At 59.0% G+C, this 25,322-nt stretch carries 24 protein-coding genes; all 24 read left to right on the top strand.

All coding sequences use genetic code 11. From position 1 onward, the window contains the following. The first annotated feature begins 22 nt into the window (after nucleotides 1-22). Nucleotides 23-2,173 (top strand): DNA mismatch repair endonuclease MutL, encoded by a 2,151-nt coding sequence (mutL, locus tag J3353_RS00910; RefSeq protein ID WP_207683884.1) that lies wholly within the window; start codon nucleotides 23-25, stop codon nucleotides 2,171-2,173. Between the two features lie 13 nt (nucleotides 2,174-2,186). Continuing rightward, nucleotides 2,187-3,107, top strand: coding sequence for a tRNA (adenosine(37)-N6)-dimethylallyltransferase MiaA (gene miaA / locus J3353_RS00905; RefSeq protein ID WP_207683905.1), 921 nt, complete (start codon nucleotides 2,187-2,189; stop codon nucleotides 3,105-3,107). A 5-nt stretch (nucleotides 3,108-3,112) separates the two neighbouring features. Then, nucleotides 3,113-4,420, top strand: a complete 1,308-nt coding sequence (locus J3353_RS00900; protein WP_242700792.1) for an HlyD family efflux transporter periplasmic adaptor subunit — start codon at nucleotides 3,113-3,115, stop codon at nucleotides 4,418-4,420. A gap of 107 nt (nucleotides 4,421-4,527) precedes the next feature. Then, a complete protein-coding gene (locus J3353_RS00895) occupies nucleotides 4,528-4,992 on the top strand; it encodes a cell division protein SepF (RefSeq protein ID WP_035394461.1) in 465 nt (154 codons plus the stop codon). Then, nucleotides 4,976-5,797: an RNA-binding protein gene (locus tag J3353_RS00890; RefSeq protein ID WP_154276089.1), complete on the top strand. Its 822-nt coding sequence runs from the start codon at nucleotides 4,976-4,978 to the stop codon at nucleotides 5,795-5,797. The genes J3353_RS00895 and J3353_RS00890 overlap by 17 nt, the downstream gene beginning before the upstream one ends. A 21-nt stretch (nucleotides 5,798-5,818) precedes the next feature. After that, the gene (locus tag J3353_RS00885) at nucleotides 5,819-6,616 is read left to right on the top strand and encodes a DivIVA domain-containing protein (protein WP_117504161.1); all 798 of its coding nucleotides are present in this window, start codon (nucleotides 5,819-5,821) and stop codon (nucleotides 6,614-6,616) included. Between the two features lie 39 nt (nucleotides 6,617-6,655). Next, nucleotides 6,656-9,448, top strand: a complete 2,793-nt coding sequence (ileS, locus tag J3353_RS00880) for an isoleucine--tRNA ligase (RefSeq protein WP_117476153.1) — start codon at nucleotides 6,656-6,658, stop codon at nucleotides 9,446-9,448. Nucleotides 9,449-9,549: 101 nt separating this feature from the next. Then, nucleotides 9,550-10,035 (top strand): signal peptidase II, encoded by a 486-nt coding sequence (lspA, locus tag J3353_RS00875; protein WP_097771174.1) that lies wholly within the window; start codon nucleotides 9,550-9,552, stop codon nucleotides 10,033-10,035. Between the two features lie 3 nt (nucleotides 10,036-10,038). After that, a complete protein-coding gene (locus J3353_RS00870) occupies nucleotides 10,039-10,983 on the top strand; it encodes an RluA family pseudouridine synthase (protein ID WP_097771932.1) in 945 nt (314 codons plus the stop codon). After that, entirely contained in the window at nucleotides 10,980-11,816 is an 837-nt protein-coding gene (locus J3353_RS00865) for an HAD hydrolase family protein (RefSeq protein ID WP_156058140.1), read from the top strand. The genes J3353_RS00870 and J3353_RS00865 overlap by 4 nt, the downstream gene beginning before the upstream one ends. A gap of 71 nt (nucleotides 11,817-11,887) precedes the next feature. After that, entirely contained in the window at nucleotides 11,888-12,238 is a 351-nt protein-coding gene (locus J3353_RS00860) for a helix-hairpin-helix domain-containing protein (protein WP_156058138.1), read from the top strand. A gap of 48 nt (nucleotides 12,239-12,286) precedes the next feature. After that, nucleotides 12,287-14,608 carry a polyphosphate kinase 1 gene (gene ppk1 / locus J3353_RS00855; RefSeq protein WP_207683882.1) on the top strand — a complete coding sequence of 774 codons (2,322 nt, stop codon included), beginning with the start codon at nucleotides 12,287-12,289 and terminating at the stop codon, nucleotides 14,606-14,608. 97 nt (nucleotides 14,609-14,705) lie between these two features. Then, nucleotides 14,706-15,269: a M23 family metallopeptidase gene (locus J3353_RS00850; RefSeq protein WP_242700791.1), complete on the top strand. Its 564-nt coding sequence runs from the start codon at nucleotides 14,706-14,708 to the stop codon at nucleotides 15,267-15,269. After that, nucleotides 15,266-15,751: a peptidase gene (locus J3353_RS00845; RefSeq protein ID WP_207683880.1), complete on the top strand. Its 486-nt coding sequence runs from the start codon at nucleotides 15,266-15,268 to the stop codon at nucleotides 15,749-15,751. Before J3353_RS00850 ends, J3353_RS00845 begins: the two co-directional genes overlap by 4 nt. A 40-nt stretch (nucleotides 15,752-15,791) precedes the next feature. Beyond that, nucleotides 15,792-17,654, top strand: a complete 1,863-nt coding sequence (locus J3353_RS00840) for a TIGR03960 family B12-binding radical SAM protein (protein ID WP_097771167.1) — start codon at nucleotides 15,792-15,794, stop codon at nucleotides 17,652-17,654. Beyond that, nucleotides 17,629-18,273 carry a TIGR03936 family radical SAM-associated protein gene (locus J3353_RS00835; protein WP_207683879.1) on the top strand — a complete coding sequence of 215 codons (645 nt, stop codon included), beginning with the start codon at nucleotides 17,629-17,631 and terminating at the stop codon, nucleotides 18,271-18,273. The genes J3353_RS00840 and J3353_RS00835 overlap by 26 nt, the downstream gene beginning before the upstream one ends. A 215-nt stretch (nucleotides 18,274-18,488) precedes the next feature. Next, complete coding sequence (gene rplS, locus J3353_RS00830) at nucleotides 18,489-18,830, top strand: 50S ribosomal protein L19 (protein WP_035394456.1); 342 nt, start codon at nucleotides 18,489-18,491, stop codon at nucleotides 18,828-18,830. A 92-nt stretch (nucleotides 18,831-18,922) separates the two neighbouring features. Next, the gene (lepB, locus tag J3353_RS00825; RefSeq protein WP_207683878.1) at nucleotides 18,923-19,474 is read left to right on the top strand and encodes a signal peptidase I; all 552 of its coding nucleotides are present in this window, start codon (nucleotides 18,923-18,925) and stop codon (nucleotides 19,472-19,474) included. Beyond that, entirely contained in the window at nucleotides 19,471-20,391 is a 921-nt protein-coding gene (gene ylqF / locus J3353_RS00820; protein WP_156068221.1) for a ribosome biogenesis GTPase YlqF, read from the top strand. The genes lepB and ylqF overlap by 4 nt, the downstream gene beginning before the upstream one ends. Further along, the gene (rnhB, locus tag J3353_RS00815) at nucleotides 20,388-21,032 is read left to right on the top strand and encodes a ribonuclease HII (protein ID WP_207683877.1); all 645 of its coding nucleotides are present in this window, start codon (nucleotides 20,388-20,390) and stop codon (nucleotides 21,030-21,032) included. The genes ylqF and rnhB overlap by 4 nt, the downstream gene beginning before the upstream one ends. Continuing rightward, nucleotides 21,032-21,394, top strand: coding sequence for a YraN family protein (locus tag J3353_RS00810; protein WP_005934349.1), 363 nt, complete (start codon nucleotides 21,032-21,034; stop codon nucleotides 21,392-21,394). Before rnhB ends, J3353_RS00810 begins: the two co-directional genes overlap by 1 nt. A 98-nt stretch (nucleotides 21,395-21,492) precedes the next feature. After that, nucleotides 21,493-22,953: a threonine synthase gene (gene thrC, locus J3353_RS00805; RefSeq protein ID WP_207683876.1), complete on the top strand. Its 1,461-nt coding sequence runs from the start codon at nucleotides 21,493-21,495 to the stop codon at nucleotides 22,951-22,953. 37 nt (nucleotides 22,954-22,990) lie between these two features. Beyond that, nucleotides 22,991-23,674 (top strand): metallophosphoesterase, encoded by a 684-nt coding sequence (locus tag J3353_RS00800; protein WP_207683875.1) that lies wholly within the window; start codon nucleotides 22,991-22,993, stop codon nucleotides 23,672-23,674. Nucleotides 23,675-23,897: 223 nt separating this feature from the next. Beyond that, nucleotides 23,898-25,214: a trigger factor gene (gene tig / locus J3353_RS00795; RefSeq protein ID WP_005934342.1), complete on the top strand. Its 1,317-nt coding sequence runs from the start codon at nucleotides 23,898-23,900 to the stop codon at nucleotides 25,212-25,214. The last annotated feature ends 108 nt before the right edge of the window (nucleotides 25,215-25,322 follow it).

The following is a 25,322-nucleotide window of genomic DNA, read 5'->3' as shown; positions in this document are numbered from 1 at the left end:
AAAAACAGGGGAGGGAACGAATATGGCAGTCATCCATGTTCTGGACAAGCACACGGCGGAGCTCATTGCAGCCGGTGAGGTGGTGGAGCGGCCTGCTTCCGTGGTAAAGGAGCTGCTGGAAAACGCCATTGATGCCGGGGCAAGCCAGATCACCGTGACCATTGAATCAGGCGGCGTGAAGCTGATCGAGATCAGCGACAACGGCTCGGGCATTGAAGCAGAGTATATCCCCACGGCATTCATCCGCCACGCCACCAGTAAGATCCGGACGGAGGATGATCTGAACCATATCCACACCCTGGGCTTCCGTGGAGAAGCGCTGGCTTCCATTGCCAGCGTGGCGCGGGTAGAAGTACTGACCCGTACTGAGAACGACGAGTGCGCCTCTGTCTACCGCATCGAGGGCGGCGAGGATTATCCGCTGGAGCCCGGTGCACGCGGCGTGGGCACTACCATCCGAGTGCAGGATCTGTTCTACAACACCCCGGCCCGGATGAAGTTCCTCAAAAAGGATTCCAGCGAGGGTACCTTTGTGGCGGATATCGTGGCCCATGTGGCCCTGAGCCACCCCGAGGTCAGCTTCAAGTTTGTCCGGGAAGGCAAGCTGCAGTATGTCACCCCCGGTGACGGCAAGCTGCGCAGTGCCGCCTACGCGGTGCTGGGCCGGGAATTCAGCCGTGACCTCATGGAGCTGGACAATCAGGAAGGGGTCTACCGGGTGTGGGGCCTCATCACCCAGCCCAGGAGCTGCCGCGCCAGCCGCAGTATGCAGTATTTCTACATCAATGGGCGCTATGTTCGCAACCGCACCATGATGGCGGCCATGGAAACAGCGTTCAAAGGCACCACGATGCAGGGCAAGTTCCCTGGAGGAATCTTGCTTCTGGAAATGCCTGCTGACCTTGTGGACGTCAATGTCCACCCGGCCAAGACTGAGGTGCGCTTTGCCCGGGAAAACGATATCTTTGATCTCGTTTATCACGCTGTCAAGCTGGCACTGGCCCAACCGGGCACCGGAGAGCGGCGCTTCGCCTTTGAAGAGGATAAAAAAGATGAAGAATCCAACAAATATGAAATAAGCGATAACACGATAGAAAATGATGTAAAGAAGAACAACTTTACAGGACTTTCTGCCATCATTCCGGGCCAGGCTGAGCCGGGAACGCTCCATGAGCATACCCCTCAGCCCCAGCGGAGCTTCCGGAGCTTCACTCCGGCACCGGCAGCAGTACCGCTGTCCCGTCCGGCACCTGCAAGCCACCCGGATATCCTGCCTGTGCCGGGCACTGCCGAGGATAAGCCGACAGAGCACAGCTGGACAACGGTTGCATCGGGCCTGCCCATCCGGCAGGATGCCACCCTGCACAGCCCGGCACCAGCTCCCACGGAGAGTGAGCCTGAAGCACCCGCCTTTGCCGCAGCGCTGGGAGAAGGTGCATTGGACATTGAACCGGACAGTGCAGATCTGCCCGAACATCAGGACCACATGGCGGCATGGGATCCTGCCCCCAAGGAGGAAATGCCTGCCGCCCCAGCTCCGCAGCAGACCTCTGCTGCCGAGGATACGCCGGAACAGCTGGGCTTTGACGTGCAGGAAGGCCCTGCCCCTCTGCGCTATGTGGGTGAGATCTTCAAGACCTACATCCTCGCTGAGCGCGGGGAGGAAATCTGCATCATTGATAAGCACGCCGCCCACGAGCGCCAGCTTTTCGAGAAGCTGGCGGCAAACTATGGAGATGTTCCGGCCCAGCTGCTGCTGGAGCCGCTGGTGGTGGAGCTGTCGGCGGAGGAAAAGACTGCACTCCTCTCCAACCTTGAGCTGCTGGAAAGCGCAGGACTGGAGATCGATGACTTTGGCGGCAACAGCGTATTTCTGCGCTCTGTGCCCGCGGATGTGGAACAGGGCAGTGCCGAGGATCTGCTGGTGGAGCTGGCGGATAAGCTCTCCAAGGGCAGCCGCGATGCCCTGAGCGAAAAGACCGAGTGGGTGCTCCATTCCATCTCCTGCCGCGCGGCCATCAAGGCGGGGGATAAGACCTCCCCGCAGGAGCTGATGGCACTGGCCGAAAAGATCCTCTCGGGCGAGGTGCCGCCCTTCTGCCCCCATGGTCGGCCTTGTGTCCTTAAATTGACCCGGAAGGAGCTGGAAAAGCAGTTTGGACGGATCGTGTAACAAAAAGCACCCGGTGCTGGCCGTGGTCGGCCCCACGGCTTCCGGCAAGACCGCGCTGGGCGTTGCGCTGGCCGAGCAGTTCTGCGGGGAGATCATCAGCGCCGATTCGATGCAGATCTACAAAGGGCTTGATGTGGGCACTGCCAAGGTGACCCCCGAGGAGACCTGCGGCATTCCGCACCATGGAGTGGATATCCTGCAGCCTGATGAACCGTTCAGCGTGGCAGATTTCACCGCGCTGGCCGGAGCGCTGGAGCATGAGATCTCCAGCAGAGAGCATCTGACCATCCTCGTGGGCGGTACCGGGCTCTATGTCCAGAGTTTTTTGTATGGTGTCCGCTTTGCCGCTGAGAAAACGCCGGACGGTTTGCGGGAACAGCTGGCCGCAGAACTGACCCAAAAGGGTCCGGAGGCCATGTATGCGGAGCTGCAGGCAGTGGACCCCGAAGCGGCGGCGGCCATCCATCCGAACAACCATGTCCGGGTGCTGCGGGCGCTGGAACATTACCGCGCCACCGGCAAAAAGCTCAGTGAGCAGAAAGCAGACTCACTCCCGCCCGAAAAGCCCTACCGTTCTCTGATCCTTGGGCTGGATTTCCCGGAGCGAGCCCAGCTCTACCGCCGCATCGACCTGCGGGTGGATCAGATGATGGAGCAGGATCTGTTGAACGAGGCAAAACGTGTGTGGGAACACCGGGACACTTATAAGACGGCGGCCCAGGCCATCGGATACAAAGAATTCTTCCCCTACTTTGCGGGGGAGAGCGCGCTTGCCCCTTGTGTGGAGAAGCTGAAACAGGCTTCCCGCAACTATGCCAAGCGCCAGCTGACCTGGTTCCGCCACATGGAGGGTATCTGCTGGCTGGATGCCTCGGCCCCGGATGTCCGGGAACAGGCCGTACATCTCACAAATGAATTTTTAGCGAAAGGATGAGCGATATGCAGGAAGAAAACCGCGAGGGCATCTCCGGCGCACTGAAAACGCTGGCCGCTGTCGTCATCGTGTTTTTGCTGCTGGCGGCATTGTATGTGGGCTATCAGGCAATGCAGGTGCTGTTTCCGCCCAATACCTACGAGACCGCCCTGCTGGCTACGGTGGAGGACACTGTGGATGCCGAGGGCGTGCTCCTGTTTGAGGAAAGCTACGTTGCGGGCGGCGGCACGCTGGGGTATCTGGTGGCAGACGGCGAGCGTGTTTCGGCAGGCACAGCGGTGGCTGAGATCTACAGCGATGCAGCGCAGGCTTCTCTGCGCCAGCAGCTGACCCAGATCAATGATCAGATCGACCTGCTGCAGCGCTCCCAGAACACCACTTCGGTGCAGCTGGAATCCCTGCGCAAGAACCGTTCTGCTGCTCTGTACGACCTGATGGATTCGCTGGATGCAGGGGACTACGAGGATACCGATGCGGAGAAGGAAAACTACATTCTGGCCCAGAACAAGCTCTGGGTTATCACCGGCGAGGTGGCCAGCTTCTCCGACCAGATCACCGCGCTGACCCAGCAGGCCGCCACGGTGCAGTCCCAGCTGGGCAATCCGTCCCAGATCACGGCCCCGCAGACGGGCTATTTCATCCGCAGCTCCAGTTCCGGGCGGCTGAACGCAGGTTCTGCCGATATCCTTGCGCTGGATGCAGCCAACCTGAAAGCTTACGTCGAATCCTCCCCGGAGATCGCGCTGGACGGCTGCGCAGGCAAGATCGTTTCGGGCTTTACCTGGTACTATGCCGGGGTGTGCTCGGCCAAACAGGCGGAAAAGCTGCTGGGCAGGGACGGCAAGCCCTTGACCAAGAGCGTTGAGATCCGCTTTCCCGGTCAGGCGGAAACGCCCCTCAAGGCAAAGGTCAGCGAGGTGAACATTGATGCGGAAAACGATATTGCACGTTTCGTCCTCTCCTGCGAGATCATCAACGGCGATGTGCTCCGGCTGAACTGTGCCGATGCCCAGATCATCGTGGGACGCAACACCGGCCTGCGGGTGCCTGCTGCCGCGGTGCACTACCTCAAGGAGGACGGCTCCGAGGCAGAGGGTCAGGGTGAGAACTACATCCCCGGCGTGTATGTGAAGTACGGCAACCTGGCCCGCTTCTGCCGCATCGACCCTGTGGACGATGCCCACCCGCAGATCACAGACGGTGATGACCTCATCGTTTTGCCCAGCGGAACGGCTGGTTCTGTCAGTCAGGTTCGGCTTTATGACGAGATTATTGTCTCCGGACAAAATTTGTATGATGGAAAACTTTTGTAGTTATTGACATCTGCGGCAAAAAATCCGATAATAGTAAAAGCTATTTGCATCTCTTTTGCAAAAGGCGCCAGGCAGCTGCGGCTGCCTGAATGAAAGGAGCAGATACTATGTCTTTCGTGGATAGTCTCAAAAAGGGCCTTTTTGGCGGTGAGGACGATTACGACGATCAGTACATCGACGACGGCCCCCAGATGGTGAACAACAACAGCGGTCTCGGCGTTGGCATGGACGATGCAGAGGAAGAGCCGGTGGAGGGTGCCCAGAAGAAGAACAAGGTGGTCAACATCCACGCCACCACCCAGCTCAAGGTCGTTCTGGTAAAGCCCGAGCGCTTTGAGGATGCCAGCACCATTGCAGACCACCTGAACAACAAGCGCACGGTCGTGCTGAATCTGGAGTCTACCAACAAGGAAGTTTCCCGCCGTCTGGTGGATTTCCTGTCCGGCGTGGCTTACGCCAACAACGGCCAGATCAAGCGCGTTGCCAACAGCACCTTCATCATTACCCCGTACAATGTGGACATTATGGGCGATCTGCTGGACGAGCTGGAGAACAATGGCGCGTTCTATTGATCCTGCTCCCAGGGCAGTGCGGGGCTTTGTGCCCGCCCGCACCGATGAAGAGCGCTTTCTGATGCGGCATGTAGAAGATCTGGCCCGCGCGGCCGAGGGACGCGGCATTGCCCGCTACTCCGGCTTTTTGAGCGACAGGGAACAGGATCTGGCCCGCGCGGCGCTGAATCGTGCCGATGTGCCGGAGAGCGACCATCATTTTGAGGGCGGCTGGCCCGGGGCAGAGCGGAAGCTGCTCTGCCTGGAGCCGGAGGGCTGCTACCCTGCAAGCCCGCTGTGCTGCGTGAAGCTGACCTGCCGTACCCTTTCCGGGGCGGCACTGCCGGGCCACAAGGATTATCTGGGCAGTCTGATGGGGCTGGAGCTGCGTCGGGAAGCGCTGGGAGACATCGTGCTCCCGGCCGATACACCGGGCACTGCCTATGTCTTTGCGCTGGAAACGGCGGGGGAGCTCATCTGCCGGGAACTGCTGCAGGTGGGCCGGACAGAGGTCACCACCACGCTGCTTTCGCTGGATGAGGTGCCTGAATTCCCGCAGGCAGAGCGCAAAACGCAGACAGCCACCGTGTCCTCTTTGCGGCTGGACGCTGTGCTTGCGGCCATGCTCCATTGCAGCCGCGGGCAGGCGTGTGAGTGGATCGCGGCGGGCCGGGTGGAGATCAACCACCTGCCTGCAGAGAGTGCCCACGCCCCGGTGTATGAGGGTGATGTGTTCACGGTGCGCGGAAAGGGACGCTTTGGCCTGACGGCCCTGCCCGGAAAAAGCAAAAAAGACCGATCGATCATCGAGTTTTTTCAATATTGAATGAAAAGGGAGGAAACCACTATGCTGACCCCGCAGGATGTGCGTGCTGCACAGTTTGAAAAGAACATCCGCGGCTACCGGACCGAAGAGGTGGACCGTTTCCTGGATAAAGTAGAGGAGCAGCTGAAGCAGGATGAAGATCAGGCTGAGGAGCTGCGCCGCCAGATTGCTGAGCTGACCGCCGAGAATCAGCGTCTGCACAAGGAAATGGAGAGCTACGAGGCTGACGGCGATATGCTCAAGAGCGCGCTGATCAATGCCCAGCGGATGGGTGAGAATGTCATCCGGGAAGCAAACCAGAAGTCGGAAGAGATCCTGCATCGCGCAAATCTGCGCGGTGATGATATTATCCGTGATGCCAACGAGCTGCTGCAAAAAGCCAGTGACCGCGCGGATGAGATCATCAACGAGGCAAACGAGAAAAAGCTTGCCCAGGAGCGCGAGTATGACCGCGTCCGGCTGGAAGTGACCCGCTTCAAGTCCGATGTGCTGAACCTGTACCGCAGCCATGTTGAGTCTCTGAGCCGCCTGCCTGAGTTCCAGAAGGAGGAGCCCGCTGAGGATGCTCCTGCCGAGGATGAGGCTGCAGCCGCCGATACCACTGCCGCCGCTGTGACCGAGGAGATCGCCGAGGCACAGCCCGCTGCAGCGGATGTGGATGCTGAGGACGAGACCCCTGCGGATGAAAAGACCAGCGAGGAGTTCTGGGCACAGGACGAGAGCCAGCTCAAGCTCGACCCGCCCCCGGCCCCTGCCGCCGAGGATGAGGCTGCAGCGCCGGACTACGCCGCTTTTAAGGGCGTGAAGTTCAGCGAGTGATCCCAAAGCGTTTTAGTAAATTAGAGGAGTGTGTAACCATTGGCTAAGAATAAGTCCCAGTACGATAGTACCCTGAACCTGCCCAAGACTCTGTTTGAGATGCGTGCCGGTCTGCCCAAGAAGGAGCCCGCCATGCTGGAGGATTGGGAGAAGAACGACCTGTACAACAACCTGATCAAGCACAACGACGGCAAGCCTAAGTTTGTCCTGCACGACGGCCCTCCGTATGCAAACGGCAACATCCACATGGGCACCGCGCTGAACAAGATCATCAAGGATATCATCATCCGCGACAAGAACATGGAGGGCTTCCAGGCTCCCTATGTGCCTGGCTTTGATACCCACGGCCTGCCCATTGAACTGAAGGCTCTGTCCTCTCTGGGCGAGAAGAAGAAGGACATCTCCAAGCTGGAGCTGCGCCAGATCTGCGAAAAGTTTGCCACCGAGCATATCGACATTATGAGCGACCAGTTCAAGCGTCTGGGCGTTATCGGTGACTTTGAGCACCCCTACCTGACCCTGAAGCCTGAGTTCGAGGCCCGCCAGATCGAGATCTTTGGCGAGATGGCCAAGAAGGGCTACATCTACAAGGGCCTGAAGCCTGTGTACTGGTGTCCCGACTGCCGCACCGCTCTGGCTGAGGCAGAGATCGAGTACGGCGAGGACGACTGCGATTCCATCTTCGTCCGCTTCCACGTATCTCAGGACCCCAACGGTGTGCTGGCAAAGCACGGCATTCCGATGGATAAGACTTACTTCGTGATCTGGACCACCACCACCTGGACCCTGCCCGCCAACGAGGCCATCTGCCTGAACGGTGCCTTTGAGTATTCCTTTGTCAAGATCGGCGAGGAGTACCATATCATGGCCACCGAGCTGGTCAAGAGCGTGATGGATGCCTGCCATATTGAGAACTACGAGATCGTGGGCGAACCTGTTTCCGGCGCTGAGTTCGAGCTGATGCGCTATCATCACGTCTACCTGCCCAAGGAGGGTATCGTCATCCTGGGTGACCATGTTACGCTGGAAAGCGGTTCCGGCTGCGTCCACACCGCAGGCGGCCACGGCGTGGATGACTTCAATGTTTCTCAGAAGTACAACGTGCCCATCACTGTTCCTGTGGACGACGGCGGCTGCCTGACGGAGCTGGCCGGTAAGTACGCAGGTCAGCGTGTCTGGGCTGCCAACAAGACCATTCTGGCCGACCTGACCGAAGCCGGTGTCATCATGGGTCAGGTGCACATCAAGCATCAGTACCCCCACTGCTGGCGCTGCCACAACCCCATCATCTTCCGTGCCACCGAGCAGTGGTTCTGCTCTGTTGCCAAGTTCCGTGACGATGTCTACAAGGCCATCGACACCGTGAAGTGGATGCCTGACTGGGGCCACGACCGCATGAAGGGCATGGTCCGTGACCGCAACGACTGGTGCATCAGCCGTCAGCGTACCTGGGGTGTGCCCATCCCGGCTTTCTACTGCAAGAAGTGCGGCGCTTACCACATCACCGATGCCACCATCAAGGCTGTCAGCGAGCTGTTCCGCAAGGAGGGCTCCGATGCCTGGTACAAGTACGAGGCAGAGCAGATCATCCCCGCAGGTGAAGTCTGCGAGAAGTGCGGCGCTTCCGAGTGGACCAAGGATACCGACATCATGGATGTCTGGTTCGATTCCGGTTCCACCCACGCTGCCGTGCTGGAGGAGCGCCCGGAGCTGAGCTTCCCGGCCGACATGTATATGGAGGGCGGCGACCAGTTCCGCGGCTGGTTCCAGTCCAGCCTGCTGACCAGCGTGGCTGCCAAGGGCTGCGCACCTTATAAGTCCGTTCTGTGCCACGGCTGGGTCGTGGACGAGCAGGGCAAGCAGATGCACAAGAGCGCCGGCAACGGCGTGGAGCCCAGCGAGATCATCAAGGACTACGGTGCGGATATCATCCGCCTGTGGGTCGCTTCTTCCGACTACACTGTGGATGTGCGCGCCGGTAAGAATATCTTCAAGCAGCTGAGCGAGGCATACCGCAAGATCCGCAACACCGCCCGCTTCATTCTGGGCAATCTGGATGGCTTTGACCCCAACACCGATTGTGTGGCAGATGACCAGCTGCAGGAGATCGATCGCTGGGCACTGGCTGCTCTGGATGACCTGATCGTGAACGCCAAGGCCGGCTACGATGTGTATGACTTCAACAAGGTCTATCACGCCGTCTATAACTTCTGCGTTGTTGCCATGTCCAACTTCTATCTGGATGTGACCAAGGACCGCCTGTACTGCACCAACGGTGTGGGCCGCAAGGCTGCCCAGACCACCATGTACAAGATCTTGGTCGCTCTGGACAAGATCATTGCCCCCATCCTCTGCTTCACCAGCCAGGAGATCTGGGACTTCCTGCCCAAGACCGAAGGTATGAACAAGTACGTTGTGTTCGAGGCAATGCCCAAGGCAGGCCAGTACGCTGCAGACGATGCCTTCAAGGCCAAGTGGGCACAGCTCATTGCTGTCCGTGACGAGGTCAAGAAGGTGCTGGAGCAGGCCCGTGCAGAAAAGACCATCGGTGCTTCTCTGGAAGCTTCCGTTACCCTGTACTGCAATGATGCCGTCTATGACCTGCTGAACAGCATTCCCATGGATGAGCTGGCTGACCTGATGATCGTCTCCCATGTGGAGCTGGTCAAGGGCGAGGGTGGCTCCGCCTCCGCTGTTGAGGGTCTGGGCGTTGCTGCTGCACATGCCACCGGCGAAAAGTGCGAACGCTGCTGGAAGTATTCCGCAGACATCGGCACCCACGCTGCACATCCCACCCTCTGCGCACGCTGCGCAAGCGTGGTGGAAGCATAAGCCTTCCTGAAATAAACGCTGCGGCGCTCCTTTCGAGCAGGGAGCGCCGCTTTTTGGTATCAGAACACAGGCGGCAGCGTGCCGCCGTTGGGAGTATTTTTATGGCATTTGTGATCTTCAATCTGCTGTGCGTTGCGGCGCTGGTCGGCCTCGATCAGGCCATCAAGTTCTGGGCTGTCAGCGCTTTGCAGCCGGTGGGCGCAATGCCGCTGATCCCCCATGTGGTGGAGCTGCGGTTCGTGCTCAATCAGGGCATGGCATTCAGCCTGCTCAGCGGCAAGCAGCTGTTTTTGATCGTTGCAACCAGCGCAGCGCTGCTGTTGGTTGCTTATTGGCTGTTCTTCCGCAGCCGGAACAACCGGCTGCAGCAGGCCGCACTCATCCTGGTGCTAGGTGGCGGCATCGGCAACCTGATCGACCGTGTGCTGAACGGCGAGGTGGTGGATTACATCAACCTGCTGTTCATGCGGTTTGCGGTGTTCAATTTTGCAGATATCTGTGTCTGCGTTGGTGTGGCGCTCTGGGTGCTGGTCATTTTCCTGGAGGAGCTGCACGAGGATACGAAAAAGGGCCCGAAGGAGCAGTAAGCCATGGAGCAGCGTGAATACATCGTAGAAGCCGAGGGCGCAGGCCAGCGCATCGACCGCTTTCTGAGCGGCGAGGACACCGGCCTTTCCCGCAGTGCCCTGCAGGGCCTAGTGGCTGAGGGCCATGTGCTCTGCAACGGCAAGGCCCCGGCCAAAAGCCTGAAGCTCAAGGCAGGGGATATCATCCTGTTGGAGATCCCCGACGCAAAGCCCATCGAGGCTGTACCGCAGGAGATCCCGCTGGACATCATCTATGAGGATGCACACCTTCTGGTGGTCAACAAGCCCAAAGGGATGGTCGTCCACCCGGCTCCCGGCAACCCGGACGGCACCCTGGTCAACGCTCTGCTCTGGCACTGCAAGGGCAGCCTTTCCGGCATTGGCGGCGAGATCCGGCCCGGCATCGTCCACCGCATCGATAAGGACACCAGCGGCCTGCTGGTGGTGGCAAAGGATGATGCAACCCACATCGGCCTTTCCCAGCAGATGGCAGTGCACAGCGTGGAGCGGGCCTACAATACCATCGTCTATGGCGGCTTTGCCCAGGATGAAGGCTTTGTGGAGAGCAACCTGGGCCGCAGCAAGACCGACCGCAAGAAGATGGCGGTCTATCCGGCCAGTGAGCCCCACACAAAGTACGCCTATACCGGCTACAAGGTGCTGGAACGGCTGGGCGAGTTCACGATGCTGGAGTGCCGCCTGAAAACGGGCCGTACCCACCAGATCCGCGTTCACATGGCTTCCATCCACCACCCGGTGGCGGGCGACCCGGTGTACGGCCCCCACAACTGCATCACCAGCCTGCATGGGCAGTGCCTGCATGCAAAAACGCTGGGGTTTGTTCACCCCATCACGGGCGAACACCTGCGGTTCGATTCTGAGCTGCCGGATTACTTCACCCGCTTCTTGACCACGCTCCGTCAGCGCACAGGAGGAAATACCCTATGAAAGAGACGACCATTGACCAGACCTTAGTCCTCTGCGATCTGGACAGCCTGCTGCTGGATGCCGCAGGCAATCTGCCTCAGCTCCAGCGGGACGTGCTGCAGCTTTTTGCCAGCAGGGGCGGCAGGCTGACCGTGTTCTCTCAGCGCTCGCCCCGGGCGGTCCGCTCTCTGTTGGGCGGGGTGCGGCTCAGTGCGCCAGCGCTGGTCTGCGGCGGCACACTGGCCTACAACTTTTCGGAGGGCTCCGGCACCGCGCTGTGCAGCTTTGAGGGGATGGAGGAGTCTGTCCTGAAGATGCTGCCCTCCCTGTCCGGCGTTGGCATTGCCCTGCAGATGCGCGATGGCTCCACCCGCGCTGTGCGGATGAGCGAAGGGCTAGTGTTCCACCTCAAGCAGGAGTGGACTCCCTTTGTGCTGAGCAACGCCGCTGATGTCAAGGGTGAGGACGTTCTGCGCATCCTGTTCTATCAGGACAAAAAGCAGATGCCCATTCTGCCCACACTGCAAAAGGCGCTGGGGGACGCGGCAGCTTTCCTGCATGCGGAGCGCCTTGCGCAGGATACGCTGGTGCTTACCCCGGGCCTTGTCTCAGGCAGTACCATGCTCAACGCCGTCTGCCCTCCCTCCGGCTATGCCGCCGAGCAGCTGACGGTGCTGGCCGGCTGCACCCAGATGCTCGACCTTGTCCATCTGGCGGGGGAGAGCGTTGTGCCTGCGGATGCCGCGCCTGAACTGCGCCTTGCTGCCAACCGGATGACCCTGACTGACCACGATACCGGTGCAGCGGCAGAGCTTTTGTACGGCATGGTGCGCCGTGCGGAAACTTCTGCGTAAAATCATTGTAAAGCTCTCTGCAAATTCTCCGCAGAGGGCTTTCTTTTTCAGAGAAAGTCGGGTACAATGGGATGAAGAAAGCCAATCTCACAAAAACGGAACAGAGATTTCTGTGGACAGCGGCCCTTGTTTGCGCGGTGTGCGTCGCGCTGGCGTTTGGGTTTGCCGTTCCGCGGCAGACAGGGCCGGGCCGTGCAGCCGGGAGTGAAACACCGCTCATCCAGCTGGCGCGGGTCGATCTGAACACCGCCGGGCAGGACGCTCTCTGCACCCTGCCGGGAGTAGGGGAGCAGCGCGCCCAGGCCATCATCGAATACCGGGAGCAGTACGGACGCTTTGCTGCGGTAGAAGAGGCCGCCGCCGTGCCCGGCCTGACAGAAGCGGTGGTGGAAGAGTGGGATGGGCTTGCTTACGTGAGCTGAAGCGCTGCGGCGAAAGCCGCAGGTCAGGGAAAAAGGGAGTAAACTACTATGAAAGAGGATACGATCTTCATCAACCGTGAACTCAGCTGGCTGGACTTTAACCGCCGTGTGCTGGTGCTGGGCAAGGATAAGAATGTCCCGCTGGCGGAGCAGGTGAAATTCCTTGCCATTTATGGCTCCAATCTGGATGAATTTTTCATGGTGCGTGTGGGCTCTCTGCAGGAGCGCGCCAACCTTGCACGCAGTCAGAAAGATAAGGACAAGCGTGAGAACAAGACCAATATGACGGCCGAGGAACAGCTGAACGCCATCATGCCCAAGGTTGCCCATCTGCAGGAGGACTGCGATAAATACTACGAGAAAGCGCTGGAAAATCTGGATGCCTGCGGCTATAAAAAGGTAAACTTTGATGCGATGGATAAGGAGCAGGAGCGCTTCTGGAAAAAGTACTTCCAGAACGAGCTGTTCCCCATCCTCAGCCCGCAGATCGTGGACAACCGCCACCCGTTCCCGTTCCTGCGCAATAAGGAGATCTACCTCGGCGCTCTGCTCAAGGAGAAAGAGGGCCAGAGCCTTGGCATGATCCCTATCTCCAGCCAGATGGAGCGGCTGATCCTGGTGCGCCGGGAGGGCAAGACCGAGTTAGCCCTGACAGAGGAACTGGTGCTGCATTACGCGTCCCTCATCTTTGGCAAGGATGCCGTGCAGGAAAAGTGCCTGTTCCGCGTCACCCGCAACGCCGACATTGATGTAAAAGAGGGCATGATGGACCATGATATCGATTACCGCGAGATCATGGCCGACCTGCTCAAGCGCCGCCGCAAGCTGGCCGCTGTCCGCCTGCAGGTAACTCCCACGGCCCCGCAGGAGATCCTGCGTCTCCTCTGCGACAAATTAGAGCTGAGCCATAAGCGGGTGTTTGCCCAGAAGAGCCCGCTGGATCTGAGCTTCTTCTACAAGCTCACCGGTAAAATGGAGGCCGAGGGCAACCCGGAGCTGTTCTATCCCACGGCCCGGCCCATGCTGCCGCCCCAGGATTATGACCTTGCCGCCGAGGTAGAAAAGCACGATGTCCTGCTCAGTTATCCGTATCAGTCCATCCGTCCCTTCATCGCGATGCTGAAAAAGGCTGCGCGGGATCCGGAGGTCATCTCCATCAAGATGACCCTTTACCGGATGGCGCGGGAATCCCAGATCGTGCAGGCCCTGATCGAAGCCGCCGAAAATGGCAAGGAAGTGGTGGCTCTGGTGGAGCTGCGTGCCCGCTTTGACGAGCAGAACAACATCGACTGGTCCAAGCAGCTGGAAGAGGCTGGCTGTACCATTCTCTATGGCTTTGATGATTACAAGGTGCACTCCAAGTTGACCCTTATCACCAAGAAGGGCCCGCAGGGCTACAGCTACATCACCCAGATCGGCACCGGCAACTACAACGAAAAGACCAGCGAGCTCTATACCGATTATTCGTTCATCACGGCAGATCTGGGCATCGGTGAGGAAGCCTCCAACGTGTTCCAGAACCTTGCCGTGCAGAAGCTGACGGAGACCACCGAGAAAATGCTGGTGGCTCCTCTGCGCTTCAAGAGCGTGCTGCTGGACGAGATGGACCGGGTCATCAATGCCGCCAAGCTGGGCCGCCCCGCATCCATGATCCTGAAAAACAACTCCATCTCGGATCGGGATATCATCCTGAAGCTCGAAGAAGCCAGCTGTGCGGGGGTTCGCATCGATATGATCGTGCGCGGTATCTGCTGTGTCCGCGCCGAGGTGCCGGGCAAGACCGAGAACCTGCATATCCGCAGTCTGGTGGGCCGCTACCTTGAGCATGGCCGCATCTACAGCTTCTACGATGGCGTGACCACCCGCATCTATATCGCCTCCGGCGATTTCCTCACCCGCAACACCGAGTGCCGCGTGGAGGTGGGCGTCCGGGTGGAGGACCCTGTCCTCATCCAGAAGCTGAGCGATATCCTGCAGCTGCAGCTGCGGGATAACGTCAATGCCCGGGAGATGCGGGCAGACGGCAGCTATCAGAAGGTGAAAGCGGCCCCCGGTGAGCCCCTTGTCAACGGCCAGATGGACATGTACGATCTGCTCCGGGATGACTGGCTCGCCCGGGATACCGCTTCTGCGGCAGAACCGGAGCAGCCCGAGCCAAAGGCACCGGAACGGCCGTCTGAGCCCGAAACAAGACCGGAGCCGGTTCAGGTGGCGGAGCAGCCCCCAGAACCAGCAAAACAGCCTGCCACGTTGAAAGCAGCACCTGCTCCGGCTGTGCAGAGCGCACCCGCTCCGCACGCTGTTGATCGCGCGGAACGGCACGGTCACCCCAGCCTCTTCCAGCGGCTCCATGACTGGCTCCGCCGGTAAATACGGAAAGAGCACCCTCTGGGAAATCTCCCAGGGGGTGTTTTGGTTCTCAGTGATCTTCCTCCTGCATACACTTTCCAGAACGGAGGGCGAAAAGATGCAGGCAAAACATGGACGAGCAGGGAAACACAATCGATATCAATGGGCGGCGGTGCTGACTCTGATGGTGCTGCTGATCATTCTGCTGGCGGGCAGGGTGCTCCCGGTCTGTGCGGGCAAAAATATCCCGGCGGGAGCCAGCCTGAAACAGGCAAAGCCGGGGCAGACGCTCTGCTTCCCGCTGGAAACGGCGGCGTGGCGTGTCTCTGACCCTTATGGCTGGCGGAAGGATCCCTTTACCGGGGAAAAAGCCTTCCACCGGGGCGTGGACCTTGCCTGCGCGGAGGGCACACCGGTCCTTGCGGCACTGGACGGTGTGGTGACCGCCGCCCGGCGTGGAACCGCTTACGGCAACTATGTCCGGCTGACCCATGGGGACGGGCAGGAAACGCTCTATGCCCACATGCAGTATCTCTATGTCCGGGCCGGGGAGGTGGTTGCAGCAGGCCAGCGGCTGGGCACTGCCGGACAGACGGGCCGTGCCACCGGGGCACACCTGCACTTTGAATTTCTGACAGGCGGCATCCGGTATGATCCTTCTGCCGCACTGAGCCTGCCATGATGCGGCATCGATTCCGGTATGGGCCGCTTGTGTTCCGGGACCCGTTGCTGCTCTGCGGGGCGCTGTACGTTCTGCTCTATTTCGATGCAAGCGGGTTTCTGCGGCTGGGGCTGCTGGCGGCATTCCTGCATGAGTGGGGGCACATTGGGGTATATCTTGCCCTGTTTGGGCAGTTTCCGGTCATTGAAGTCACCCTTACCGGCTTTTGTATGCGCACCCGGGGCAGGGAAATGACCCTGTGGCAGACCGCTCTCCTTGCCGCGGCAGGCCCTGCGGTGAATTTTGTGCTGGCCGGGCTCTGGATGCTTCGGCTGGAACAGCGGGCCACCATCCGGGCCAGTGCCTTTCTGGCGGCCAACCTCCTGACCGGGGCCTTCAACCTCCTGCCCATCCCGCCGCTGGATGGGGCACAGCTGGCGGCGTGCGGATGGTGGTGCCTCCAAAACAATGATTGCATTTCCCGGCAGAATCGGGTACAATAAAATGAATGAAGTAAAACTGTTCTGTCAATGGAGGAACTTGATGTTTGATCCCAAGCTGAAAGAAGCGCTGGGCCGGGTACAGAAGCCGGGCCGTTACACCGGCGGCGAACCGGGCAGCGTGTATAAAGACAAAGAAAAGGTGGATGTCCGGTTTGCATTCTGCTTCCCGGATACCTACGAGGTGGGAATGTCCTTCCTCGGTGAGAAGATCCTGTACGAGCTGCTCAACAGCCACGAGAACTGGTGGTGTGAGCGGGCCTTCATGCCCTGGCTGGATATGAAGGCTGAGATGGAGCGGCTGGACCTGCCCCTGTACACCATGGAAAGCAAGGACCCCCTGACCGATTTTGATGCGGTGGGCTTTACCCTGCAGTACGAGCTTTCCTATACCAACATTCTGGCAATGCTCGATCTGGCGCACATTCCGTTCTACGCAAAGGACCGCGACGAGCACTGGCCCCTGATCGTGGCGGGCGGCCCCTGCGCCTGCAACTCGGAGCCCATTGCAGATTTCTTTGATGTCATCCAGCTGGGTGAGGGTGAGAACCAGCTGCCTTCCATCTGCGCCGAGATCGAGCGTGCCAAGAAAGAGGGCAGCGTCTCCAAAAAGGAGCTGCTGCGCCGCATTGCAAAGATCCCCGGGGTCTACATCCCTGCCTTCTACGATGTGACCTACTTTGAGGACGGCCGGGTCAAGGCCATTACCCCCAACGAGCCGGGCATCCCGGCGGTCATCACCAAGGCCATCATCAAGGATCTGAACGAGTTTGCCCCGCCAACGAACTTTGTTGTGCCCATGGTGGGGGCCATCCAGGACCGTGCCAGCATTGAGGTGCTGCGCGGCTGTGTGCGCGGCTGCCGGTTCTGCCAGGCGGGCTTCCTGTACCGCCCCATGCGCCAGCGGGATGCCAGCCTGCTGAATAAGGCAGCACAGGATCTGTGTGCCAACACCGGCTATGAGGAGCTGAGCCTGTCCAGCCTGTCCACCTCCGACCACGGCCAGCTGGAAGAACTGCTGGATGATCTGAACGAGTGGGCCCCCAAGGAGCACGTCAGCCTCTCGCTGCCCTCCCTGCGGATGGACAACTTCTCCCAGAGCCTGATCGAAAAGACTACAAAGGTGCGCAAGAGCGGCCTGACCTTTGCGGCCGAGGCCGGTACCCAGCGCCTGCGGGATGTCATCAACAAGAATGTTACCTGGGATGAGATCGAAAAGACCTGCTCGCTGGCCTTTGCCAACGGCTATTCCTCGGTCAAGCTCTACTTTATGATGGGTCTGCCTACCGAGACGATGGAGGACATCGAGGGGATTGCCGAGACCGCCCAGAAGGTGGTAGATCTCTATTACTCCAACCCCAGGCACGCCAAGGGCAGGGGGGTGCAGGTGACCATCAGCTGTGCCTGCTTTGTGCCCAAGCCCCATACGCCTTTCCAGTTCGTGCCTATGGACACGGAGGAAAGCCTGCAGGCCAAGCAGAAGCACCTGCTGGAAAGCGTCCACAGCCGCAAGATCAAGGTGAACTATCACGACAGCACCACCAGTTTTCTGGAGGGCGTATTCGCCAAGGGCGACCGCCGTCTGGCTCCTGTTATTCTGGAAGCCTACAAACGAGGCTGTTACTTTGACGGCTGGGAAGAGTGCTTCAAGTATGATACCTGGATGCAGGTGTTTGAGGATCTGGGCATTGATCCCAAGTTCTACTGCCAGCGTCCCATTGGGCTGGACGAGGTGACCCCGTGGAGCCACATGGACTACGGTGTGACCCATGAATATCTGGTGCGGGAGTACAACAAGGCCCTTGCCGCCCAGACCACCCAGCCCTGCAACCGCGCCTGCCATGGCTGCGGTGCCAATCATCTGTTAGGAGGTCCCTGCTTTGATTACAGTCAGAATCTCGTTTGAGAAGAAGAATGAGGCCTCCTACATCTCCCTGCTGGATCTGCAGCGGGTGATGCAGCGGGTGCTCAAGCGCAGCGGCCTGCCTGTGTGGCACACGCTGGGCTTCAACCCCCACATCTACATGACCTTTGCCTGCCCGCTTTCGCTGGGGCAGGAGAGCGAGTGCGAATGCGTGGATGTCAAGACCGAGGCTGAGAACCCGGACTTTGCCCAGTGGCAGACCGAACTGAATGCCATCATGCCCACCGGCATCCGCATCACCCATGTGGGCCCGGTGCAGATGAAGGCTGACCTCATCGCCTTTGCCTGCTACCAGATCACCTACCCGGCAGCGGCAGCGGCTGTGCTGGAACAGTACAACGCGTTGGAAAGCGCCCCGGTGGAAAAGCACAGCAAAAAGGGCAAAAAGATCGTGGAGCTCAAGGATCACATCCCGCAGGTGGAATATACCACCGCAGGGGATCGTGTCTGCATGGAGCTCTGCCTGCCTGCCGCACAGGAGCTGAACCTGAATTCCTCGCTGCTCACCGGCTTTCTGGAAGAAAAGTTCGGTCTGCCTGCAGCCAGCGCAGGCATCCTGCGCAAGCGCTTCCTGACGGCGGATCGGCAGCTCTTTGCCTGATTTCCCGGGCAAAGAATGCCTTTTGGGCAGAACAGAAAATTTTTGGGATTATTTTGGGCAAATCGCTTGATTTTACGGGCGTTTTGTGCTATCCTATTAAGGCGTTAGTGTCCGCTGATACCACAGCGGGGTTAATGACAATATCATTAAACGGGCGGTCCTCTGACGGCAAGGTGCCGTGCATGAACGTCTAAAAACAAATGGAGGATTCAAAAATGGACGCACTGAAGATTATTTCTGAAGGCAGCATCAAGGCTGAGAAGCCCCAGTTCAACGTTGGCGATACCGTTCGCGTTGACGTTCGCATCAAGGAAGGCGAGCGTGAGCGTATCCAGGCTTTCGAGGGCACCGTTATTGCTAAGAAGCACGGCGGCGTTGCAGAGACCTTTACCGTTCGCCGCGTTTCCTACGGTGTCGGCGTTGAGCGTGTCTTCCCCATCAACAGCCCCTTCGTTGAGAAGGTCACCGTTGTCCGCAAGGGCAAGGTTCGCCGCGCCAAGCTGTTCTATCTGCGTGGTCGTACCGGCAAGGCTGCTAAGGTCAAGAGCGATATTTGATGATCCCCGCGTAAAACCGGGAGAAAAGGGACAACTTGTTGTCCCTTTTTTCTTTATTCCAGGCCAGACAAGATTGTGAGGTGCATCGGGAAATGGAAAAGCATGCTTCAACACAGGAAACTGTGCGCGGACAGAATGTGTTTGAGTGGTACGAGGCGCTGATCTCCGCCGCGCTGGTGCTGGTGCTGGTATTCTCGCTGTTCTTCCGCATCATTCAGGTGGACGGCGAATCCATGGTGCCTACCTTGCAGAACGGCGATAAGCTGATCGTCTGGGGCGCAGGCTACGAACCCCAGCGGGGCGATGTGGTCATCGTGGACAGCTACACAGCCTACGGTAAGCCGCTGGTCAAGCGTGTCATTGCCAAGGGCGGCGATGTGGTGAACATTGATTATCAGGCGGGCACGGTCTCGGTGAACGGGGAAGTGCTGCAGGAAACTTATATCGCTGAACCGACCTATCTTGGCTATGACGTAACATTTCCGTACACGGTGCCGGAGGGCACGGTGTTTGTGATGGGCGATAACCGCAACGCCTCGCTGGACAGCCGCTCGTCCTATGTGGGCTGCATTGATGAACGCGATATTCTGGGCAAAGTGCTGCTCTGCTTTTTGCCCTTTTCGGATTTTGGGGTGGTAAAATGAACAACGATACCCGCTTTGCAAATCAATATAACATCCAATGGTTCCCAGGCCACATGACCAAGACCCTGCGGATGATGGAGACGGAGATCCAGCATGTGGATGCCAGTCTGGTGCTGCTGGATGCCCGCATCCCGCTTTCCAGCCTGAACCCCGAGGTGGAGCGCATTACGGCCCGCAAACCCAAGCTCTATGTGCTGAACAAGGCAGATCTGGCCGATCCTGCTGTGACAGAGGAGTGGATCAGATACTTCCGCGCCGCCGATGCAGGCTGCGTGGCCATCAGCGCCAAGCAGAAGGGCGGTACCAAGGCGGTGCAGACCGCCATTGAAAGGGAGCTGGCCTCGCTGCTGGAGCGCCGCCAGAACCGTGGTATGGGTGGTGCCAAAACTCAGGTGATGCTCTGCGGCATCCCCAACGTGGGCAAATCCACCTTCATCAACACCTTTGCAGGTTCTGCCCGTGCCAAGGCGGCCGACCGTCCCGGCGTGACCAAGGGCAAGCAGTGGGTCAGCACCGAAAAGTTTGACCTGCTGGATATGCCCGGCGTGCTCTGGAAAAAGTTTGATTCCAAGACCATTGCTTCTAATCTGGCCTTCATCGGCTCCATCAAGGATGATATTCTGGATGTGGAAGAACTGGCCATGAACCTGCTGGATGAGGTGCGCCGCAATTACCCCGATCTCGTGGCCCAGCGCTACAAGCTGGATGCAGAGACGCTGGCTCTGCCGCCCTACGAACTGCTGGAAGCCATCGGCCGCAAGCGCGGTCTGCTGGTGCGCGGCGGCGAGGTGAACACCGAGCGCTGTGCCATCATGCTGGTGGACGAGTTCCGCGCCTGCAAGTGGGGCCGCATCTCTCTGGAGCGCCCGCCCCAGCGGGATGATCTGGCGGATTTTGCCGAGGAGGACGACGAATGAAACGGCGTTCTGACGAGGAGATCTCTACCCCTCTGTACGAGTATGATGCCGCCATCCGTGCGCAGTACGGTTTTTTTGCCGGTGTGGACGAAGCAGGCCGCGGCCCGTTGTGCGGCCCGGTCGTTGTGGCGGCCTGTATCCTTGACCCGGAGAAGCCGGTGTACGGCATCAACGACTCCAAGAAGCTGACCGAGAAAAAACGGGAAGCCCTCTTTGATGAGATCCGTGACAAGGCGCTGGCCTATAAGATCGTCTTTGTAGGCCCGGAGATCATCGACCGGGATAATATCCTGAACGCCACCATGAGCGGCATGAAGCAGGCTGCGGAAGGGCTGGACATTGTGCCGAACCTCGTGCTGGTGGACGGCAACCGTGTCCCGGCTGCGCTGGAGATCCCCGCCCAGCCGGTGGTCAAGGGCGATGCCACCAGCGCCAGCATCGGCGCGGCATCGATCCTGGCAAAGGTCAGCCGTGACCGCTATATGATGGAGCTGGACAAGCAGTACCCGCAGTATCAGCTGGCAAAACACAAAGGTTACCCGACCAAGCTCCATTATGAGCTGATCGACCAGTACGGGATCCAGCCCTTCTACCGCCGCAGCTTCCTGAAAAAGCAGGGCTATTGGCCGGAGGGCAAGTGATGGATCGGGCCGAGACCGGCCGCACCGGCGAGGCTGTGGCTGCGCGGTATTACCAGAAGCAGGGATGTGAGCTGGTAGCCCACAACTACCGCACCCGGATGGGGGAAATCGACCTCATCCTGCGGGAGCCGGACGGCACACTGGTGCTCTGTGAGGTCAAGACCCGCAGCCCCGACCCGCTGGCCGCACCTGCTGCGGCCGTGACCCCTGCCAAGCAGCGCAGGCTCATCCGCACCGCGGAATATTATCTCCAGCACACCGGACAGAGTGATGAACCGGTTCGTTTTGACGTTGCCGAAGTGACCCCTCTTGACAGCGGGCGCTGGATGGTACATATTATAAAGGGTGCATTTACCGCGTAATGCGGGGTGCATTGGTGGGAAAAGGCAGAAAACGGCTTTTGCCGCTGCCGCAAACATGGGGCCAATGCGGGCCCCGCTGGCAAAAAGGAGCGACGACAATGCAGTTTTTCAGCACGAGAGATCATAACCGCGTGGTAAGTGCCTCTCAGGCCATTGCACAGGGCCTGTCGGATGAGGGCGGTCTGTTTGTTCCGCAGAGCTTCCCGCAGGTGGATGTCAAGGCGATCTGTGCGCTGGATTACCCCGAGATGGCTGCTGCCATCGTGGGGCAGTATCTGACTGATTATTCGCAGGAGTTCCTGCAGGAGGCCGCCAAGGCCACCTATGGTGCGGCCTTTGGCGGAAAGGCGGGCTACCTGGCCCCTGTTTCGGATGAGGTGTACTCTCTGGAACTGTGGCACGGCCCGACCTGCGCCTTCAAGGATTACGCCCTGCAGCTGATGCCGAAGCTGCTGGTGGAGGCAAAGAAAAATCTTGACCGCACCGAGAAAACACTGATCCTGGTGGCGACCAGCGGCGATACCGGCAAGGCCGCGCTGGATGGCTACCACGATATCCCGGGTGTGGAGATCGCGGTGTTCTTCCCCACGGGCGGCACCAGTGAGATCCAGCGCCTGCAGATGGTGACCCAGGAAGGCGAAAATGTGGCGGTCTACGCTGTGCGCGGCAACTTCGATGATGCCCAGACCGGCGTGAAGAAGGTCTTTGGCGACCCGGCCATTGCTGCCGAGCTGGCAAAGCGGAACATCCGCCTGTCCAGTGCAAACTCCATCAACTGGGGCCGTCTGGTGCCGCAGATCGTTTACTACTTTGCCGCCTACGCCCAGCTGCTCAAGGCAGGGAAGGTGCGCTTTGGTGACAAGGTGGACTTCTGTGTGCCTACGGGCAATTTTGGCGATATTCTGGCGGGCTACTATGCAAAGCAGATGGGCCTGCCGGTGGGCCGACTGATCTGCGCTTCCAATGAGAACAACGTCCTGACCGATTTCCTGACCACCGGTACTTATACTGCCAAGCGGGAATTCTTCAAGACCACTTCTCCCAGCATGGATATTCTGGTGTCCTCCAATCTGGAGCGCCTGCTCTATCACGTCACCGGCAGCGATGCCGAGGTGGCGGGCCTGATGAAGAGCCTGTCTGAAACCGGCAGCTATACCGTCCGGCCCGAGACGCTGGCCGCCATTCAGGAAAGCTTTGGCTGCGGCTGGAGCAGCGAGGAAGAGGTGGCAGGGGAGATCCGTGCCCGCTATGAGCAGGATGGCTATCTCTGCGATACCCACACCGCTGTGGCCTTCCATGTGGCGGGCTGTCACAAGCGCGAGGGTGTGCCCATGGTGGTGCTGTCCACTGCCTCCCCCTACAAGTTCCCCCGCAGCGTGCTGGAGGCTCTGGGCCACACTGCCCCGCAGAACGACTTTGAGGCCATGCAGGAGCTGGAAGCAGCCACCGGCCGCACTGCACCCGCAAGCCTTGCTGCCCTGCGGCAGAAGGCGGAGCGGTTCAATACCGTCATCGACCCGGAGCAGATCGCGCAGGTGGCGCTGAGCTATCAGGAATAAACCTTGTCCTGCCGGACTTAGAACAGGAGAAAAATGAATGGCACTTTATGTGCTTGGCGATACCCATCTTTCACTGGGCGCTTCCAAACCCATGGATGTTTTTCCGGGGTGGAACGGCTATGTGGAGCGGCTGGAGCGCAACTGGCGCAAGCTGATCAAACCTGAGGACACCATCGTGCTGGCGGGGGATATCAGCTGGGCCATGCGCCTGAACGATACGCGCAGGGATTTTGCGTTTTTACAGGAGCTTCCCGGCCAGAAGCTGATCATGAAGGGAAACCACGATTACTGGTGGACCACGGCCAACAAGATGAACGCTTACCTCAAGGCTGAGGGCTTTGACACCCTGCACATCCTGCACAACAACTCCTACTCTGTGGAGGGGTATGCGCTGTGCGGCACCCGGGGCTGGCTGTTCGATGTGGGAGAACCCCACGATGAAAAAGTGATGAACCGCGAGATCGGGCGCTTAAAAATGAGCCTGGATGCTGCGGAACCGGGGTTGGAGAAGCTGGTGTTCCTGCATTACCCGCCGGTCTACACCGGCACCAGCGCCCCTGAGATCGTGGCCACCTTGAAGGCCTACGGCATCACCCGCTGTTACTACGGCCACCTGCACGGAAACGCCATCCGGTACGCGGTGCAGGGCGATGTGGACGGCATCCAGTATAAGCTTGTCAGTGCCGATGGCCTGCGTTTCTGCCCCTACCGCATCAATTAAAGGCGGGAAGTGTGGGCAAAAAGAACAAAAAGTCAAAATTTGGTCTGGCAATTGTGTCTGGAACGTGCTATAATAAGTTTTGACGCGATTGTTGCACCCAATTGAGCGCGCGCGTCCCCGCATTTCGCAAACAGAAGATACAGGACGCGGTGCGCGGTTGCAGGAGACAGGGAAGAAAACCTGTCCCCAACGCAATAGAATTTTTGAGTGGAGGATACACAAAATGAATTTCATCAAGTGCGAAAAGCTCGAGAAGAGCATGGCAGAGCTGCAGTTCTCCATCGACGCTGAGGCCTTTAAGGGCGCAGTGGCCGATGTCTTCAAGAAGGAGGGCAAGAAGTACTCCGTGCCCGGCTTCCGCAAGGGCAAGGCTCCCCGTTCTCTGATCGAGAAGATGTACGGCGCTGATGTCTTTACCTATGATGCCATCAATGAGCTGTTCCCCGCTGCTTACGAGGCAGCTGTGAAGGAAGCCGGCATCGAGCCTGTTGGCCGTCCCGAGGTTTCTGTGGATGCTGCCAGCGAGACCGAGGGCGTGACCCTGACCGTCAAGGTCGCTGTGATGCCCGAAGTCAAGGTCGGCAACTACAACGGTCTGACCGTTGAGAAGACTGTCCATACTGTTACCGACGAGGCCGTTGATGCAGAGCTGAAGCGCGTGCAGGAGCGCAACGCCCGTGAGCTGACCCGCGAGGGTGCTGCTGAGAATGGCGATATCGCTGATATCGACTTCGAGGGCTTTGTGGATGGTGTCGCTTTTGAGGGCGGCAAGGCTGAGCACTACAACCTGACCCTGGGCAGCGGCTCTTTCATCCCTGGCTTCGAGGATCAGATCGTTGGCCACTCCGCCGGTGAGGAGTTTGACGTGAACGTCACCTTCCCCGAGGAGTATCAGGCTGCCGAGCTGGCTGGCAAGGCTGCTGTCTTTAAGATCAAGCTGCACGAGGTCAAGTACAAGGAGCTGCCCGCTCTGGATGACGAGCTGGCTAAGGACTGCTCCGAGTACGACACTCTGGAAGAGTTCAAGGAGTCCATCCGCAAGAACAACCAGGAGCAGCTGGACAAGCAGGATGACCTGGCTGTTGAGAACGCTCTGGTCGATCAGGTCATCGAGAGCATGGAGGCTGAGATCCCCCAGGCTATGTACGATACCCGTATGGACGAGATGGTCAATGACTTCGCCTTCCGTGTGGAGCAGCAGGGTCTGCGCCTGGAAGACTACCTGAAGTATATGGGCCAGACCATGGATCAGTTCCGTGCTTCCTTCATGCCTCAGGCTGAGAAGCAGGTCAAGATCCGCCTGGCTCTGGAGGCTGTTGCCGCTGCTGAGAACATCGAGGCTTCCGAGGAGGATGTCTCCGCTGAGATCAAGCGCATCGCTGACCAGTACAAGATGGAAGAGGACAAGGTCCGTGAGCTGGTCAACGTTGACGACCTGAAGAAGGATCTGGCAATCAACAAGGCCATCGACTTCATCAAGAGCCACGCCAACATCGTAGAGAAGGCCGCTGAGGCTGAAAAGACCGAGGACGCTGAATAATCCAGCTGCCAAGGCCGCAATTTGCAGGAAACGCTGTTTGAAGCGTACCCTGTAAACAAAGGTTGTTAAAATTGACCGATACGGCCCTGTTTCTTTTGCCGTATCGGT

The sequence above is a fragment of the Faecalibacterium sp. Marseille-Q4137 genome (genome assembly GCF_017377535.1).
Lineage (GTDB): Bacteria > Bacillota > Clostridia > Oscillospirales > Ruminococcaceae > Faecalibacterium > Faecalibacterium duncaniae.
Note: the sequence above shows the minus strand (reverse complement) of the source record. Positions and strands in the feature narration are given on the sequence as shown.

Bases quoted from the DNA above. Each gene is read 5' to 3' on its own strand.
- J3353_RS00885 (WP_117504161.1), top strand. From the start codon at position 5,819: ATGCTGACCCCGCAGGATGTGCGTGCTGCACAGTTTGAAAAGAACATC.
- J3353_RS00900 (WP_242700792.1), top strand. From the start codon at position 3,113: ATGCAGGAAGAAAACCGCGAGGGCATCTCCGGCGCACTGAAAACGCTG.
- ppk1 (WP_207683882.1), top strand. From the start codon at position 12,287: ATGAAAGAGGATACGATCTTCATCAACCGTGAACTCAGCTGGCTGGAC.
- ylqF (WP_156068221.1), top strand. From the start codon at position 19,471: ATGAACAACGATACCCGCTTTGCAAATCAATATAACATCCAATGGTTC.
- J3353_RS00865 (WP_156058140.1), top strand. From the start codon at position 10,980: ATGAAAGAGACGACCATTGACCAGACCTTAGTCCTCTGCGATCTGGAC.
- J3353_RS00890 (WP_154276089.1), top strand. From the start codon at position 4,976: ATGGCGCGTTCTATTGATCCTGCTCCCAGGGCAGTGCGGGGCTTTGTG.
- J3353_RS00840 (WP_097771167.1), top strand. From the start codon at position 15,792: ATGTTTGATCCCAAGCTGAAAGAAGCGCTGGGCCGGGTACAGAAGCCG.
- rplS (WP_035394456.1), top strand. From the start codon at position 18,489: ATGGACGCACTGAAGATTATTTCTGAAGGCAGCATCAAGGCTGAGAAG.
- J3353_RS00810 (WP_005934349.1), top strand. From the start codon at position 21,032: ATGGATCGGGCCGAGACCGGCCGCACCGGCGAGGCTGTGGCTGCGCGG.
- J3353_RS00870 (WP_097771932.1), top strand. From the start codon at position 10,039: ATGGAGCAGCGTGAATACATCGTAGAAGCCGAGGGCGCAGGCCAGCGC.
- J3353_RS00850 (WP_242700791.1), top strand. From the start codon at position 14,706: ATGCAGGCAAAACATGGACGAGCAGGGAAACACAATCGATATCAATGG.
- mutL (WP_207683884.1), top strand. From the start codon at position 23: ATGGCAGTCATCCATGTTCTGGACAAGCACACGGCGGAGCTCATTGCA.
- lepB (WP_207683878.1), top strand. From the start codon at position 18,923: ATGGAAAAGCATGCTTCAACACAGGAAACTGTGCGCGGACAGAATGTG.
- J3353_RS00845 (WP_207683880.1), top strand. From the start codon at position 15,266: ATGATGCGGCATCGATTCCGGTATGGGCCGCTTGTGTTCCGGGACCCG.
- J3353_RS00895 (WP_035394461.1), top strand. From the start codon at position 4,528: ATGTCTTTCGTGGATAGTCTCAAAAAGGGCCTTTTTGGCGGTGAGGAC.
- J3353_RS00860 (WP_156058138.1), top strand. From the start codon at position 11,888: ATGAAGAAAGCCAATCTCACAAAAACGGAACAGAGATTTCTGTGGACA.
- lspA (WP_097771174.1), top strand. From the start codon at position 9,550: ATGGCATTTGTGATCTTCAATCTGCTGTGCGTTGCGGCGCTGGTCGGC.
- rnhB (WP_207683877.1), top strand. From the start codon at position 20,388: ATGAAACGGCGTTCTGACGAGGAGATCTCTACCCCTCTGTACGAGTAT.
- thrC (WP_207683876.1), top strand. From the start codon at position 21,493: ATGCAGTTTTTCAGCACGAGAGATCATAACCGCGTGGTAAGTGCCTCT.
- tig (WP_005934342.1), top strand. From the start codon at position 23,898: ATGAATTTCATCAAGTGCGAAAAGCTCGAGAAGAGCATGGCAGAGCTG.
- J3353_RS00800 (WP_207683875.1), top strand. From the start codon at position 22,991: ATGGCACTTTATGTGCTTGGCGATACCCATCTTTCACTGGGCGCTTCC.